Consider the following 13,945-nt stretch of genomic DNA (forward strand, 5'->3'; position numbering starts at 1 on the left):
GAATCAACCGACACAGAGAGAATCATGTTGCCAACTCATTCCTTACATATTTCCCGCCCTTCGCGCCGTCGCAGTACAGCTTTGCTCGCAGCTGGCTTGCTGAGTCTGCTCGGTTTCAGCGGGTTCAGCATCGCGCAGTCGCAAGCTCAGCAAGTATTGCGTGTGTCGGCGATTCCGGATGAAGCACCAACCGAATTGCAACGTAAATTCAAACCTCTGGGCGCGTATCTGGAAAAGAAAACCGGCATGAAAGTGGAATTCATTCCAGTGACCGATTACGCCGCATCAGTTGAAGGCCTGATCAATAAAAAATTGGATATGGTCTGGTTTGGCGGCTTCACTTTCGTGCAAGCCAAAGTCCGCAGTAAAGATCAGGTGATCCCGCTGGTGCAACGTGAAGAAGATGAAAAATTCAAATCCGTTTTCATCACCACCAACAAAGACATACACAAGCTGGAAGACCTGAAAGGAAAGACCTTCACTTTCGGTTCCGAATCGTCAACGTCCGGCCACCTGATGCCACGCTCTTATTTGCTGGCGGCAAAAATCAATCCGGATAACGATCTGAAGCGTATTGCGTTTTCGGGCGCGCATGATGCGACTGTCGCCGCGGTTTCCGGCGGCAAGGTTGATGCTGGTGCATTGAATATCTCGGTCTGGGACAAACTGGTAGCGCAGAACAAAGTCGATACCAAACAGGTACGCGTGTTTTACACAACGCCCGGCTACTTCGATTACAACTGGACAGTCCGCGCCGATATGCCAGCCGAACTGCGCAAGAAAATCACGGATGCATTCCTGTCTCTGGATGCCAGCAAAGCCGAAGATAAAGAAATCCTGGAGCTGCAACGCGCCAGCCGTTTTATTCCAACCAAAGCAGAAAACTACAAGGCAATTGAAGCAGCCGCTCACAATGCCGGTTTATTGAAATAATGGAGCGTTCTCCGCAACCGCAAGTGCTCGTGCGGAGTTTGTTCGTCAGGCATCCGCAAACTGCTGCGTCCGGTGGCAGACAGTTATTCCGCCAACAGCCAGCAGCATCGTTTGCGCTGCAGGATATTAATCTGCAGATACAGCAAGGCGAGCAGATTGCCATCATCGGTCCGTCCGGCGCTGGCAAAACCACTTTGCTGCACACCCTTGCCTGCGCCAGTCAGCCAACGCAAGGCGAATTGATTTTTAATGGACAACCCGTCTGGCAACTGTCGCACTCAGCACGCCATCAACTGCGCCGCCAGTTATTTCTGGCGCCGCAAACACCACCCCTGCCCGCCCGTCAGCGTGTCGTCACTTCGGTACTGGCAGGGCGTTTGCCGCACTGGTCTTTGCTGAAAGCCATACGCAGCCTGATCAGACCTGTAGATCCCCGCGCGGCATTTGATGCTCTGGCGCGCTTTCATCTGCAACATAAGCTGTATGCGCGTGTCGATCAACTGTCCGGTGGCGAACGCCAACGCTGCGGCCTTGCCCGTTTGCTGCTGTCCGATGCGCGGCTGTTGCTGGTGGATGAACCGCTGTCGGCACTGGACCCGACGCTGGCACAGCAAACGCTGGCAAGCTTGCAGCAAGAGGCGCATCAACGCAATGCCAGTCTGATCTGTAGCCTGCATCAGGTCGAGCTGGCGCGCAGTCATTTCAGCCGGATTATCGGCTTACGTGATGGCAAAATTCTGTTCGACAGCAAGCATGTCAGCGACCAGATGATCGCGGATTTATACAAGAACGCACAGTCGCTTACCGAATCTGATGAGAAGAATGCGGCTACAGATGCAGAGGCCCGGAGTACCTCCGTTTCCGGCGAAGTCCATACCGGTCAGGCCCGTTGTTTCTGAACTCATCTGCGGCAATGCACACTAATCCTGCTTCACCTTCCCTCTCTCCTGCACTCACCGCAGAGATGCCGCGCGACCCCGCATGGCGCAGCCGCATCACGCTGACCATACTGGCGCTGATCGTGCTCTGGCCGACTTTGCTGCTGACCGAATTCCGCCCGTGGGCGCTGATCGATGCGCAAAGCCTGAGCGCCACCGAACGTTTCCTCGCCAATTTTTTTCCACCAGCGCATGACAAAGAATTTTTACTGATCGTGCTGGAAGCGACCTGGCAAACCATCGCGATGGCAACCGCTGGCGTCACTCTGGCAATCGCCGCCGCCATTCCGATGACGCTGCTGGTGAATGAACAGTTATCCATTTCCCGTCTCGGCACTGGCCGCATGCATTTCGTTGCGCGCTTGCTGCGACAAAGTGTGCGCTGGCTGCTGGTGTTATTGCGCAGTGTCCCCGAGCTGGTCTGGGCTTTGCTGTTCGTGCGCATCGTCGGGCTCGGCCCCACCGCTGGCGTACTGGCAATCGCCCTCACTTACTGCGGCATGCTGGGGAAAGTTTATGCTGAAATCATCGAAGCCAGCGAACCACAGGCCACCCGTGTGTTACTCGAAAATGGCAGCTCGCGGTTGGCGGCATTTTTATACGGCACGCTGCCGAATGCGGCCTCAGAATTAGTGTCGTACACCGTTTATCGCTGGGAATGCGCGATTCGCGGCTCGGTCGTCATGGGCTTCGTCGGCACGGGTGGGTTGGGTCAGCGTATGGATGAATCGATGAAAATGCTGGCGGGTGCCGAAGTATCCACGATGCTGATCGTGTTCGTCTTGCTGGTTGCGGCGGCGGATGCGCTCAGTCAGTTTTTCCGCAAAGGTCTGGAATGATGAAACCGTCGTCTATCAACCAGGCAGATCCGCTTGCATTACCGCCAGCACCGGCGCTTATCAGTCGCAATACGGCACTGGTGTTGCTGACGCTATTGCTGCTGGTGGTCGCCAGTTTTTACAGTCTGCAAATCGACTGGCGCGCGCTACTGAGCGAAGAGGCAATCCGCACATCGGCAGAATTCTTGCGCGGTTTCACGCCGCCCGACACCAGTGCCAGTTTAGTGAACAAGGTCTTTTTCGCGGCACTGGAAACACTGGCAATGTCCGCCCTCGGCACCTTAATTGCCGCCTTGCTGGGCTTATTGATGGCCTTGCCTGCCAGCGGTCGTTTCGGCGGTATCGTCATGCGAATCGCGCGGTTACTGTTGAATATCCTGCGGGCGATTCCCGAATTGGTGTGGGCAGCTATCATGCTGATCGCCGCCGGGCTGGGGCCATTTGCCGGTACGGTTGCGCTGGCAGCGCATACCACCGGTGTGCTGGGTCGCTTGTTTGCCGAAACTCTGGAAAACCTGCCACCACATGCGGAAACGAGTCTGCGTACAAACGGCGTCAGTGCTGGCAATGCGTTTCTGTATGCGACCTTGCCACAAGGTTTGCCGCAAATGCTGTCATACACCTTGTATCGCTGGGAAAACAATATCCGCGCCGCTGCCATTCTCGGCGTTGTCGGTGCAGGCGGACTGGGGCAAATGCTGAAATATCATCTGTCACTGTTTCAGATGCCGACCGCAGCAACTGTCATTATCGCGATGCTGATACTGGTCGCGCTGGTGGATGCGCTGAGCTTTGCGATACGACGCTGGCTGATGCGCTAGCAGCTACACAACCCGTTTGCAGCGAGGCCTGATTTTCATCAAAAATGGGGAGTATCCATCCATGTTTCTCTTCATGATCCAAACTTAGGAAAAACTTTAGTTAACTCAAAATTTAAAATTACAATTTCTTGAATGCATCGGAATTTCAATGATCAAAATTTCTTATCTAAAAGAACGACTCATTGCTTTTGTCTTCTGTTTGTTCTTTTTAAGTGCTTTTTTTTATTTTGGAGCATCCGTTTTTAGATCTTTAGTATTTCTTGTTTGTCCCGTTGAAGTGGTTAATGCCAGGGTTACTTCGTTGAAAACAGAACGCACGAGTAGAAATGGATTAGTTGGCGTAGTGACTTATCATTATCAAAAAAATTCAAAATCGTATGTGGGTGAATGGGCATACCCAGGGCAGTCGATAATTTTATTTGATCGTGGCAGTCAACGTGTTTTTTTTCCAAATATAAAGAATATTTATGTTGGAGCGGATGTCAGTGTCTATGCAGTAAATTTCTTCCCTTCGTTTTCTTGCATATATTTGGAGTTCGACTGGGTTAGCATATGTGTGTTTAGCTTAGTTTCGGGATTGTTTTTTTACATGTTTTGGCGTGCGGTATTCGGAGTTTTCGCAAGTAAAGAAAAGTTTTTTGAGATAAGCGAAGCATCAAAAAAAATTAACTAACTTTGATGAAAAATTAGCTGCATTAATTTTTAGCTTTCCCAATTGACCGAAATTAGCTGAATCAGTCGAAATCAGCTCAAATACGCTAAGGACAATAAAAAAGGCTGCACAAGGCAGCCTTTTTGCAGAGGCTAGGCAGATCAGGATTTACCTGCCGTAAAACCGCCATCGACCAGTAAATTGGCACCGGTCACAAAACTGGCTTCGTCACTCAGCAAAAACACGACCGCATTCGCCACCTCCTCAGGCCGCCCGAGGCGACCGACAGGATGCAGACTGATCAAAGCTTTGCGCATATTATCGTCCAGCAGCGACAGCAAAGGCGTGTCGATATAACCTGGCGCAACAGCATTTACCCGCACGCCTTTTGCCGCCGATTCCAGCGCCAGCGTGCGGGTCAGGTTAACCACGCCACCTTTCGCCGCAGAATAGGCTGCCGTCATGCTCTGACCGAACACACCGAGTATCGATGCGCAATTAACGATGCTGCCACTGCCCTGCTGATACATCTGATGTAAGGCAGCGCGGGCAATCCGGAACACCCCCATCAGGTTGATATCGATCACACGCAGAAACTCTTCATCGGTGTAGATATCCGCCGGGCTCAGGCCACCGATGCCGGCATTATTGAACACACCATCAACACTTCCGAGTGCCGCAACCGTCGCCGCAATCAGTGCATCGGCTTGCGCGGTCGAACTTACATCCGCCGCGATAAACAGGCAGCGCCCCGTGAAGCGCGCGTCGAGATCACGCGCCAGTTGTTCATGGGCAGCACCCGGCAAATCAGCAATCACCACATTCGCGCCCTCTTGCAGACAACGCTCAGCCGTTGCCAGACCGATGCCGCCGGCACCACCAGTGATGATGATGTTTTTATCTTTCAAACGCATAATAGTTCTCCTGAAAATGCAAGATCACATCCTTGCTGATGACGCTGAATGGGCACGGCTGCATCATGTCAGATCGCATGCAACTAACCGCAATCCGATGATAAAACTCACGATACCACCATCGCTGCGGCCTGTTTTGACGGACGATAAATCAGCTGCGTCTGCATGCCTAGTTTTTCGGCTTTTTATTTCTGCTGCATTCGCTCTGCGGTAAAGGTTTGCGCTCCTGTTCAGGATCAAATTGCAGCAACGCAGATTTGGCCAACGCCACATCCTTGCTGAATTCGGTGATGTAGCGGCTGCGCTCTTCGCTGCTCCATTCGGCATCCGAAAACGTCTTCAGCGGATAGGTTTTGCTGACATAGGCGCTGCCTTCCAGACGCGGCATCAGTGCGCGGTCAGGATCGGTATTTTCTTTCAGCAAATACGCATCAACATCACGCAAAGTCAGCGGCATTGCCGGTTGCTGGTCACGCAGCAGATTACCAACGACTGTCAGCGGAATATCATTACTGCCCTGCGGCAGCAGGTCGTTAAAAGTCACCAGCGCAAATGGCTTCCCTTTCGCATCGTCGACACGGCCATTGACGATGTAACGTCCCGGCGTGTTGACATTGGCTTTCAGGATAAATTTGAGCGAGCCACCTTCGGTCGATTCACGGATATTGCCGCTCCAGATGGCCGGTGTTTCCGACGAATAAATCACATCGAAAAACACGAAACCGGTCTGACCATTCACGACATAATTTAATTCTGTACGTATCGTGCCGTTGAAACTGGCGAACCCGGTCTGGGCTGGTGCCAGCATACCGCTGTAAATACCATCACCAGCAATCGCATCGCCCTCGCGGCCACTGTCCGACATAGGCACGGGCACCGGCGAGGTTTCGCGGCCACCCGCATACACAAGCCCTCGGGCAATCGCTTTATCGACACTGAGTGAGAGCGGCTTGCCACTGGTGTCGGTCGCTTTGATGGTGAATATGGCGGCTTCGCCAGCCGCCAGATAAACACGCGATTGCGTCGTCTGGATTTGAATTTCTTTGTCCGTACCGCCACCTTTTTTTCGCATGGGATGCGATTCTGCGACCGGCTGGTTAGGGTAAACCTGATCCGGATGTTCGCTCAGCGGGCGGGAGCTATTCGGGTAACGGGTTGATTCAACATAATTGCAAAGCGCCTGATCGGCCTGTTCCAGTTGCGCGACCAACAGCTGGCGTTGCGCGTCTTTCGGTAAGACCGCTGCTGGTTGTGTGCCAGCAGCAGCGGGCATCGCCAGAAAACGTTCATTCTTTGCTGTCGCTGCGGCGACCTGGCCGGCAGGTGCTTCAGGAAACCAGTTCCAGCCAGCAGCCATCACCACCACTACCAGCAGAGCAATGATGGCGATGAATTTATAGCGACTGAACCCACCGGCACCGGAAGATGAACCACCATCGATTGGTGGCTTAGCTCGCCGGTGCTGAGGGCGTTCGGAGGATGCTGGTTTACGTGGCATTATTACGTCGCATTACTTACCATCGCCGCCCGCACGACAGAAATAATGCCTTGCCAGTTACTATTGGCGTAGTGATTGTAGGCTTCCGCATCATCCCTGAAACTGACCGAGTGATAACTCCATTTGACGGAACCGCCCTCATTCGCCGCCGTTCCCAGCGTCAGGTCATTGCATAGCCAGTCACTCGGATTGCATAAGGATTGTCCTGCGGAACCTGCCACACCACCTGTGCTGTGATAAGCCACGGCCTCGTCATCCTGTCCGGGCAGAATTCCGGAATACACTGTGCCTTTCGCTCCGGCATACATATAGAACCAGACGTTGCGGGTTTCGTTATGGTTGTACATCGCTCTGGCGGTCGTCGTTTTCAGATCTTTCACCAATGGTTCTGATACCGCCCAGGAGCCGACATCAGATAGTTCCGAGCCGCCGCCGGCGCCAGACGCCGTTCTGACCCACTTGATATTCCAGCCCACCTGTGTCGTGCCATCGCTGTTACCACACTGACCGGAGGAATTAGCCACCGCATTTTTCTTGGTACGTGTCGAGCCGCCATAGTTTGCCAGCGTATAGCCCAGCATCAGATCGCCAGCGCTGTGCGTCGCCACATAACACCAGTTACTGCCGGTACAGAAGCAATCCAGCGCGTCGCGTATCTTGCTGTTTTGCGATGAAATACTGTTGTAGCCATCCCAGTTGACCGCTTTTTTATTCACGCCGGCCGCGGTGGAGGAAGGGCCCCAGTAAGTAAAACTGTTGTAGTCCCCAACCACACCGCCACCGCCGCGACCATTAATCCACAAGGTGTAATTAGTGGCACTGGCGATGCTGGATAGCGCTGCCAGCGACAACAGCATCAGGGTAATCATTATCCGCATTAACTTCATCATTCAACTCCTTGTTGAGTGCTGCCTGGATGAAAAACCATGGAATACAGAGATCAGAAAACAAAAACAATCCAGCCGTCCGCCTCGCATAAATGCATAAGCTAAAGACCAATGATGCAGACAGGAAGATCGCAGCGCAGTATCGAAATCAACACCGATGATGTCAACTTGCAATGCAACAAAATAACTTCACCTGATCGTACAGATCAAGGCCAGGGACAGCGGCAAAACAGATAAAAACACTATGAGGAAAGGAATTCATTCCGGACATTAGAGACCTGACTCTAAACAACACTTCGCGAAGCAGAAAGCTAAACGATCAGCGCGGAAAACGTCGGTTACGTACAATAGTAAAATGCCGCCGCCTCGCAGCAGATGCCAGTCAGATTCCAGACATTTTCTTTTACCGATCACCAGACCATCACCATGCACAAACCATTAAAACCAGCGAAACCTACGAAACCATTAAGCGCGTTGATGAAGTACCTGCTTGTCATCACATCGGTCATGGAACTGGCAGCATGTACCAGCGCCTCATATCCGCCGCTGCCCGTTGTCAGTGAAGTGAAGCTGCAACGCTATCAGGGAACCTGGTATCAGATCGCCCTGATCCCCAATCGTTTTCAATCCATGTGCGTCAGCGATACCACGGCGGAATATGTTCCACAGGGTGACAGCATTCGCGTGATCAATCGTTGTCGTAAAGCAGACCGCAGTATGGAAGAGGCTATCGGTGTTGCCGAGCCGGTCACTGGCAGCAATAACGCAAAATTGCGTGTCAGCTTTTTCCGGCCTTTTTACGGCGATTACTGGATACTTGATCTGGACCCCGGATACCAATGGGTACTGGTTGGAGAACCATCCAGAAAATATGGCTGGATACTTGCCCGCACGCCAACACTGAATCAGGAAACACTACAGCAGTTATGGAAAAAAGCCGAATCACTTGGCTACCGCCGACAAGATTTTCAGGTCAGCCCGCAGCAATCTGAAAAGTAAATACAATATTTCCGTCATATGTTTTTTGATATCAGTACACCTGATCAGAACACGACTGCGGCGGCGATACCAATGGATAAAAGTAAGCCATGTAAAGCTGCCGCGGCGATGGTCTGTTGTATCGCCGGTGTCAGCGACGACGGCGTCGCGGAATGTTGAATCAGGGTTCTGGCCGCCTGTAACGATAACGCTGCGGAAGCCAACGCCAGCAACGCCAGCCGCGGTAAAGCACCGCCCCACACCGCCGCTGCGAGCCAGAGATATGCAGCCGCCGCGATGACAGCATATAGCCAGCGAGCCTTGTGATGCCCCAGACGTACAACCCAGTGACGTTTACCGGCAATGCCATCGGCCTTTTCATCCGGAAACTGATTGATAAACAAAAGATCTGTGACCAACAATGCGTAACTGGCAACCGCAATCAACGGCTTGACGGAGAAAGCACCGCGCTGGACAACATCACTCCCGATCGCAATCAGTGCAAACCCAGCCCAGACGCCGATTTCACCCAGCCCTCGGCTATTGAGTTTGAACGGCGGTGCTGAATATGCCCAGCCTATGAATAAACCGGCAGCCCCTATCCATAGCAGCGCAGCGTCAGAAACCAGCATCAGCCAGATTCCGGCAACGACAACAAGCAACATCAGTATGCCGCCGAAGATTGCGGTTTCACGACGAGATAAGACGCCGTTCTGAATAAAGCGACTACCGCCGGTAAAAGGGAAAATACGCTCGTTGTTCGCGTCATCAGCGCCGTTCAGGGCATCATAATAATCATTGAGGACGTTAATACCGGCATGAGCCACCAGACCAAACAACAAGCTCGTTCCCGCCGTCAGCAAATCGATCTGCACGCCATCGGCATAAGCGCTGGCGAGGCCAATGAAACCTGCAAACAAGGTGACTGTCAGAAATGCTGGCCGCGTCGCCATCAGATAGCGCAGCACAGGATTGGCCATATTATTCAGATTGGGTTCAACAGCGGGCATAAGTCCTCAGAATAAACACGGTGCAGCCTGCGTTTTACTACAAGCGCCAGGCTGAAACGAAAGCAGTAAAAACAATCAACGCGAAACAATGATTTTGCACTGCATCTGAGGCAAACAACGGCAACAATAATTGTTATACATCAGCACTAAGCGCCTTAAAGAGTCGCCGTCGCCAGTTTCAGGCCAAAACCGATAAACATCGCACCGACCCCGCCCGACATGAGCGCAGAAAGCCGCCGGCGCTGACGGAAAGACTCCGCGAGTCTGGCACCGGCAAAAATAATCAACGTCAGATACGTAAAACTGGTTAACTGACAAATCAGCCCCAGAAGGCAATATGACAGCAGTGGCGCATGAAATTCAGGATCAACAAACTGTATGAAAAAAGAGATGAAAAACAGTATCGCCTTAGGATTCATCAGGCTGATGATCAAAGCTTTTGCAAACGGGTCACCAGCCTGAACAGGCAGTATCTTTGCTGCGACCACCACCTGCCTCGTTTTCAGCATTTTCAGGCATTGCAGCAACATCTGAATACCTATCCAGCCGAGGTAAGCCGCGCCAACATATTTCACGGCATAAAACAAACCCGCATTACTTTTCAGCAGCGCCGCCATCCCTCCGGCAGACAGCACCATCAACACCAGATCACCGACAAATATTCCACAAGCACCGCGATACCCTGCACGCACGCCACGCTGCGCTGCGACGCTCAGTACATAAAGGGAATTGGGCCCCGGAAGCAAAACAATGAAGATTGTCCCTAACAGAAAAGTCCAGAAATCAGAAACGCCAAAGCTGGCGTGAATCAATGCATTCATTTGAAATGTCAGAGTGAGAAACGGTGAACGGTCGTCATCATAGCAGCGCCGGATCAAAGTACGTCGCCAGACAATAAAAAATGAAAATAATCAGCGCGAACAAATCAGGCAGAAATAAAACACCTGTATCCGGATCAAATTTGCAGAACATAGCAAACGACTACGTGCATTTAAGCAACACATTTTTATATAAAAGGCCCACTTTTCCACGATCTGAACAGATAAAAACCAGCCCCACATTCAGGCTGCGCTTCATTGTTACGCGTTTCTAACGGACATATTAAAAATATCAACAAAAATGTTTTTCTTTTCACTATTGAAATTAACAACAAAAATATAGATAATCACGCAACGTTTACTAAAAAACAATCCAAACTAAGTCGAATAAGAATAATAAAAAAAGTTAGCAGTGTCCGCGTGAACTCAGAGAAAGAACACAATCATGTTACGAATTTTGTTCCGTTTAACATTTGTTTATTTCTCTGCTATCTGCTGCGGAGTCGCAGATGATTAACGCCGCCTTGAGTCACCTCGCCGGACAACTGAATCAACAGTTCAAAAATAATTTTCAACTGATAGAAGATATTGCTGTTGTATCGAACCTCTTTGAAACAGATGGAACCGCAGCAGCGCAAGCCAATAATAAACTGGTACTGACACTGGTTAATATTGAAAAAGACACCCTGCCTTATCGCGCGAACCAGATAACGCGCACGCAAGATGAACGCCAGGTAGTGCAAAGCAGCCCTTTATATCTGAACTTATATGTGATGATGGCGGCAAATTTCGGCGCAGGCAATTACGCTGAAGCACTTAAATCTATTTCTCAGGCAATCAGCTTTTTCCAGCAACAAGCCTCATTCGATCATAAAAACAGCCCTGGTCTCGATCCACGTATCGAAAAGCTGATACTGGATATAGAAAATTTAAAAATTCCTGATTTGAACAATTTGTGGAGTCTGCTAGGCGGACGCTACCTGCCGTCGGTTTTTTACAAAGTTCGCATGATTACCGTCGAGAGCGAGGCCATCATCGGTCAGGTACCTGTTATTACAAAAACGCAGCATTCATTTGAAGTGGGCATGCAATCGTGAGCGAATATCAACGCTTATTTACGATTTACGTACGGCATGATTTTTTCGATCAGGGAGCTGGTACGCATATCCGTTTTGAGCCAACGAAGGAATGCGCCCTTTTCATGCAACGGGAAAATATCTTGATGCGGAAAAGCCCTGATAGCGTAGAGATCTGGCTCGAAACCAGCGACATTGAAAATCAAGTCACAAACACTGGAAAATGGAACTTCAGCTTTGCCGTCTTTTCTGACGACCCATTAATGAATTTCTACACGCGCTGGCCAATGCCGCTACCGCTCTGCTTCAAAAATTCCGCGGCAACGGCTGACAGTGTGAACGAACTGCTGCATGCAGAAGAAATGGTCAACGAAAATGCCGCAAAAAAGAGCTCTTATGTCGGCACGAAAGAACCTCTGTTTCTAGTTTCGATAACGGACGACTTTCCGGTAAATACGAAAAAAATTGATGCAAGAGAGTTCTGGATTCAGCTGGAAGCGCGCCCCATACATTGGAAATATTTTTTTTCCGGCGCTCTGGCATCGCGCAAATTAAAAATCATTGATTTAAACAGTAGCAATGAAGACGAAGGTATCCGCTTCATCCCTTCGTCTCAGGTAGTTAGCAAGACCAGTGTTGCCTTCGTTTCTGAAGCGGCACTGCCGATGAGAAGCATTCCGTCACAACGTTTTCAACTGTGTGAAGAGGGTGTCACAGGAAAAGTATTAATGAAGCGATTACCAAATGCCAACGTGCAGCATATTGGCAAAGAAAGACGTCCCGACGGGCATTCATTCGTCGTTGCGGAAATTTATATTCATCAATAATTTTCAAAGGAATACATATGGCTGGCGCGTATAAAACCCCTGGTGTCTATATCGTAGAAAAAAATGCTTTTCCTAACTCAGTTGTCGAAGTTGCGACTGCAGTTCCTGCATTTATCGGATACACCGAAATAGCAAGTAACAAAGGAGCGTCGCTTAAAAATAAGCCCTGGCGCATTTCCTCCATGTCTGAATTCGTCAATTTCTTTGGTGGCGCTCCGAACGATAAGTTCGCCATCGATACATTCCCGAGTGAAGACGCCAATGTAAAAAATGCTCCTAACAGCGATTTCAGAATTGGCGACGACGAATATCAGTTACTTAACACCAAAAGCCGCAACTATCTCTACTACGGTATGAAGTTGTTTTTTCAGAACGGTGGTGGCGCATGCTACGTCGTTTCTGTTGGTGACTATCAGGCAAAAATCGAAAAAGCCGCTCTTGAAAGTGCCTTTGACGAACTGCTCAAGGAACAGGAACCGACAATGATCGTCATTCCTGATGCGATGTCCCTCAGCATGGATGACTGCATTTCACTGCAACAGGCAAGTCTGATGCACTGCGGCGGAAAAATGAAGAATCGCTTCTCCATTCTTGATATTTATGATGGCTACAAAGATCGTCGTGACGATGGTGACTGCATCGCAAAATTCCGCAATGCTTTAGGCACCAGCTTTCTCGACTTTGGTTCTGCTTACTATCCCTGGGCAAACACATCCATCGTACAACTCTCTGATTTAGGTTTTTCCAATATCGCTGATCTCAAAAAGTTGAGCGAATGCCTGAAAGCAGAAGTGAATATCAGTACCCTGCATCAGGATAAGAAGGATGCTTATAACGAGCAAATCGACAGCATAGAGTCAGTGCTGGCAGCAGCTGAAAAGCTGAAAGCCGATAAAAAAGCAACAGCGGAATCTGATTCGAAAAAAACCGCCGAAGACAGAGCGAAAGAAAGAGCCGCGTTAGAAGCAATGTCGGACGAAGATAAGAAAAAAGCGAAAGAAGACGCTGATAGAAAGACGAAAGCGGAGGCAGAAATCAGTTCAGCGCCTGCTGAATTGCACAAAACATTGTTCACAATCAGCCCTTTGTACGTGAAAATTTTAAGTGCCATTCAGGTCAAGCTGAATCTGTTGCCACCATCAGCTGCCATGGCAGGCGTTTACACACTGGTCGATAATTCACGCGGCGTATGGAAAGCTCCAGCCAATGTCAGCCTGGCGTCGGTTGTTTCTCCTTCGGTCAATATCACCCACGACGAACAAGAAGATCTGAATGTCACGACCGCAGGTAAATCGATCAATGCGATCCGTAGCTTCATCGGCGAAGGAACGCTGGTCTGGGGTGCCCGAACCTTGGATGGCAATAGTCTCGACTGGCGCTACATCAATGTGCGTCGGACCATGATCATGCTGGAAGAATCCCTGCGTCTGGCAACGAAAGCTTATGTTTTCGAACCGAACGTCAGCGGTACCTGGGTGACGATCAAAAGCATGGCAAGCAATTTCCTGACAGGCATCTGGAAGCGCGGCGGCCTGGCCGGAGCAAGCCCGGAAGATGCATTCAGCGTGCATGTCGGACTGGGAGAGACGATGACTGCTGAAGATATTCTGGAAGGCATTTTGCGTGTCACCATTTTGGTTGCACTGAGCCGCCCGGCCGAGTTCATTGAAATTACGTTCCAACAGCAGATGCAGAAATCTTAAAAATGCTTTTATAACGCAATACCGCGTCATTAATCAGCGTATTTTTTAAAG

At 50.4% G+C, this 13,945-nt stretch carries 14 protein-coding genes; 9 read left to right on the forward strand and 5 right to left on the reverse strand.

Annotated features, from left to right (window positions below):
• Nucleotides 1-24: 24 nt before the first annotated feature.
• The 5 genes from H8K38_RS05235 (at nucleotide 25) to H8K38_RS05255 (ending at nucleotide 4,204) form a co-directional block, all read left to right on the forward strand.
• A complete protein-coding gene (locus tag H8K38_RS05235; RefSeq protein WP_186883728.1) occupies nucleotides 25-933 on the forward strand; it encodes a putative selenate ABC transporter substrate-binding protein in 909 nt (302 codons plus the stop codon).
• On the forward strand, nucleotides 933-1,832 hold the full coding sequence (locus tag H8K38_RS05240; RefSeq protein ID WP_186883729.1) for a phosphonate ABC transporter ATP-binding protein: 900 nt from the start codon (nucleotides 933-935) through the stop codon (nucleotides 1,830-1,832). The genes H8K38_RS05235 and H8K38_RS05240 overlap by 1 nt, the downstream gene beginning before the upstream one ends.
• Nucleotides 1,833-1,846: 14 nt before the next feature.
• On the forward strand, nucleotides 1,847-2,710 hold the full coding sequence (locus H8K38_RS05245) for an ABC transporter permease (RefSeq protein ID WP_255422824.1): 864 nt from the start codon (nucleotides 1,847-1,849) through the stop codon (nucleotides 2,708-2,710).
• Nucleotides 2,710-3,531 (forward strand): phosphonate ABC transporter, permease protein PhnE, encoded by an 822-nt coding sequence (phnE, locus tag H8K38_RS05250; RefSeq protein ID WP_186883797.1) that lies wholly within the window; start codon nucleotides 2,710-2,712, stop codon nucleotides 3,529-3,531. The genes H8K38_RS05245 and phnE overlap by 1 nt, the downstream gene beginning before the upstream one ends.
• Before the next feature lie 148 nt (nucleotides 3,532-3,679).
• On the forward strand, nucleotides 3,680-4,204 hold the full coding sequence (locus H8K38_RS05255; protein WP_186883730.1) for a hypothetical protein: 525 nt from the start codon (nucleotides 3,680-3,682) through the stop codon (nucleotides 4,202-4,204).
• Nucleotides 4,205-4,344: 140 nt separating this feature from the next.
• Here the strand turns inward: H8K38_RS05255 and H8K38_RS05260 are convergent, their stop codons facing one another.
• The 3 genes from H8K38_RS05260 to H8K38_RS05270 all read right to left on the reverse strand — a co-directional run bounded on the left by H8K38_RS05260 (nucleotide 4,345) and on the right by H8K38_RS05270 (nucleotide 7,485).
• Nucleotides 4,345-5,097: an SDR family NAD(P)-dependent oxidoreductase gene (locus H8K38_RS05260; protein ID WP_186883731.1), complete on the reverse strand. Its 753-nt coding sequence runs from the start codon at nucleotides 5,095-5,097 to the stop codon at nucleotides 4,345-4,347.
• 169 nt (nucleotides 5,098-5,266) lie between these two features.
• Entirely contained in the window at nucleotides 5,267-6,595 is a 1,329-nt protein-coding gene (locus tag H8K38_RS05265) for a choice-of-anchor X domain-containing protein (RefSeq protein ID WP_222610750.1), read from the reverse strand.
• 2 nt (nucleotides 6,596-6,597) lie between these two features.
• Nucleotides 6,598-7,485 carry a hypothetical protein gene (locus H8K38_RS05270; RefSeq protein WP_222610751.1) on the reverse strand — a complete coding sequence of 296 codons (888 nt, stop codon included), beginning with the start codon at nucleotides 7,483-7,485 and terminating at the stop codon, nucleotides 6,598-6,600.
• Between the two features lie 423 nt (nucleotides 7,486-7,908).
• On the opposite strand from H8K38_RS05270, the gene H8K38_RS05275 reads away from it, so the two are divergent.
• Nucleotides 7,909-8,481 (forward strand): lipocalin family protein, encoded by a 573-nt coding sequence (locus tag H8K38_RS05275; RefSeq protein WP_255422825.1) that lies wholly within the window; start codon nucleotides 7,909-7,911, stop codon nucleotides 8,479-8,481.
• 44 nt (nucleotides 8,482-8,525) lie between these two features.
• Here the strand turns inward: H8K38_RS05275 and H8K38_RS05280 are convergent, their stop codons facing one another.
• Together H8K38_RS05280 and leuE are read right to left on the reverse strand one after the other, a co-directional pair.
• Nucleotides 8,526-9,470 carry a prenyltransferase gene (locus H8K38_RS05280; RefSeq protein WP_186883732.1) on the reverse strand — a complete coding sequence of 315 codons (945 nt, stop codon included), beginning with the start codon at nucleotides 9,468-9,470 and terminating at the stop codon, nucleotides 8,526-8,528.
• A gap of 155 nt (nucleotides 9,471-9,625) precedes the next feature.
• Nucleotides 9,626-10,291 (reverse strand): leucine efflux protein LeuE, encoded by a 666-nt coding sequence (gene leuE / locus H8K38_RS05285; protein ID WP_186883733.1) that lies wholly within the window; start codon nucleotides 10,289-10,291, stop codon nucleotides 9,626-9,628.
• A gap of 506 nt (nucleotides 10,292-10,797) precedes the next feature.
• Between leuE and H8K38_RS05290 the strand changes: the two genes are divergently transcribed.
• The 3 genes from H8K38_RS05290 to H8K38_RS18385 are packed head-to-tail and all read left to right on the forward strand — an operon-like array spanning nucleotide 10,798 to nucleotide 13,894.
• Complete coding sequence (locus H8K38_RS05290) at nucleotides 10,798-11,385, forward strand: DUF4255 domain-containing protein (protein WP_186883734.1); 588 nt, start codon at nucleotides 10,798-10,800, stop codon at nucleotides 11,383-11,385.
• Nucleotides 11,382-12,191, forward strand: coding sequence for a hypothetical protein (locus tag H8K38_RS05295; RefSeq protein WP_186883735.1), 810 nt, complete (start codon nucleotides 11,382-11,384; stop codon nucleotides 12,189-12,191). Before H8K38_RS05290 ends, H8K38_RS05295 begins: the two co-directional genes overlap by 4 nt.
• A 17-nt stretch (nucleotides 12,192-12,208) precedes the next feature.
• Nucleotides 12,209-13,894, forward strand: coding sequence for a phage tail sheath C-terminal domain-containing protein (locus H8K38_RS18385; protein WP_186883736.1), 1,686 nt, complete (start codon nucleotides 12,209-12,211; stop codon nucleotides 13,892-13,894).
• The last annotated feature ends 51 nt before the right edge of the window (nucleotides 13,895-13,945 follow it).

This window comes from Undibacterium sp. FT79W (genome assembly GCF_014284215.1).
Taxonomy (GTDB): Bacteria; Pseudomonadota; Gammaproteobacteria; order Burkholderiales; family Burkholderiaceae_D; genus Undibacterium; species Undibacterium aquatile.

Coding starts and splice junctions, on each gene's coding strand:
- H8K38_RS05265 (WP_222610750.1), bottom strand. CDS start 6,595: ATGCCACGTAAACCAGCATCCTCCGAACGCCCTCAGCACCGGCGAGCT.
- H8K38_RS05270 (WP_222610751.1), bottom strand. CDS start 7,485: ATGATGAAGTTAATGCGGATAATGATTACCCTGATGCTGTTGTCGCTG.
- H8K38_RS18385 (WP_186883736.1), top strand. CDS start 12,209: ATGGCTGGCGCGTATAAAACCCCTGGTGTCTATATCGTAGAAAAAAAT.
- H8K38_RS05235 (WP_186883728.1), top strand. CDS start 25: ATGTTGCCAACTCATTCCTTACATATTTCCCGCCCTTCGCGCCGTCGC.
- phnE (WP_186883797.1), top strand. CDS start 2,710: ATGAAACCGTCGTCTATCAACCAGGCAGATCCGCTTGCATTACCGCCA.
- H8K38_RS05280 (WP_186883732.1), bottom strand. CDS start 9,470: ATGCCCGCTGTTGAACCCAATCTGAATAATATGGCCAATCCTGTGCTG.
- H8K38_RS05245 (WP_255422824.1), top strand. CDS start 1,847: ATGCACACTAATCCTGCTTCACCTTCCCTCTCTCCTGCACTCACCGCA.
- H8K38_RS05255 (WP_186883730.1), top strand. CDS start 3,680: ATGATCAAAATTTCTTATCTAAAAGAACGACTCATTGCTTTTGTCTTC.
- H8K38_RS05275 (WP_255422825.1), top strand. CDS start 7,909: ATGCACAAACCATTAAAACCAGCGAAACCTACGAAACCATTAAGCGCG.
- H8K38_RS05290 (WP_186883734.1), top strand. CDS start 10,798: ATGATTAACGCCGCCTTGAGTCACCTCGCCGGACAACTGAATCAACAG.
- leuE (WP_186883733.1), bottom strand. CDS start 10,291: ATGAATGCATTGATTCACGCCAGCTTTGGCGTTTCTGATTTCTGGACT.
- H8K38_RS05240 (WP_186883729.1), top strand. CDS start 933: ATGGAGCGTTCTCCGCAACCGCAAGTGCTCGTGCGGAGTTTGTTCGTC.
- H8K38_RS05260 (WP_186883731.1), bottom strand. CDS start 5,097: ATGCGTTTGAAAGATAAAAACATCATCATCACTGGTGGTGCCGGCGGC.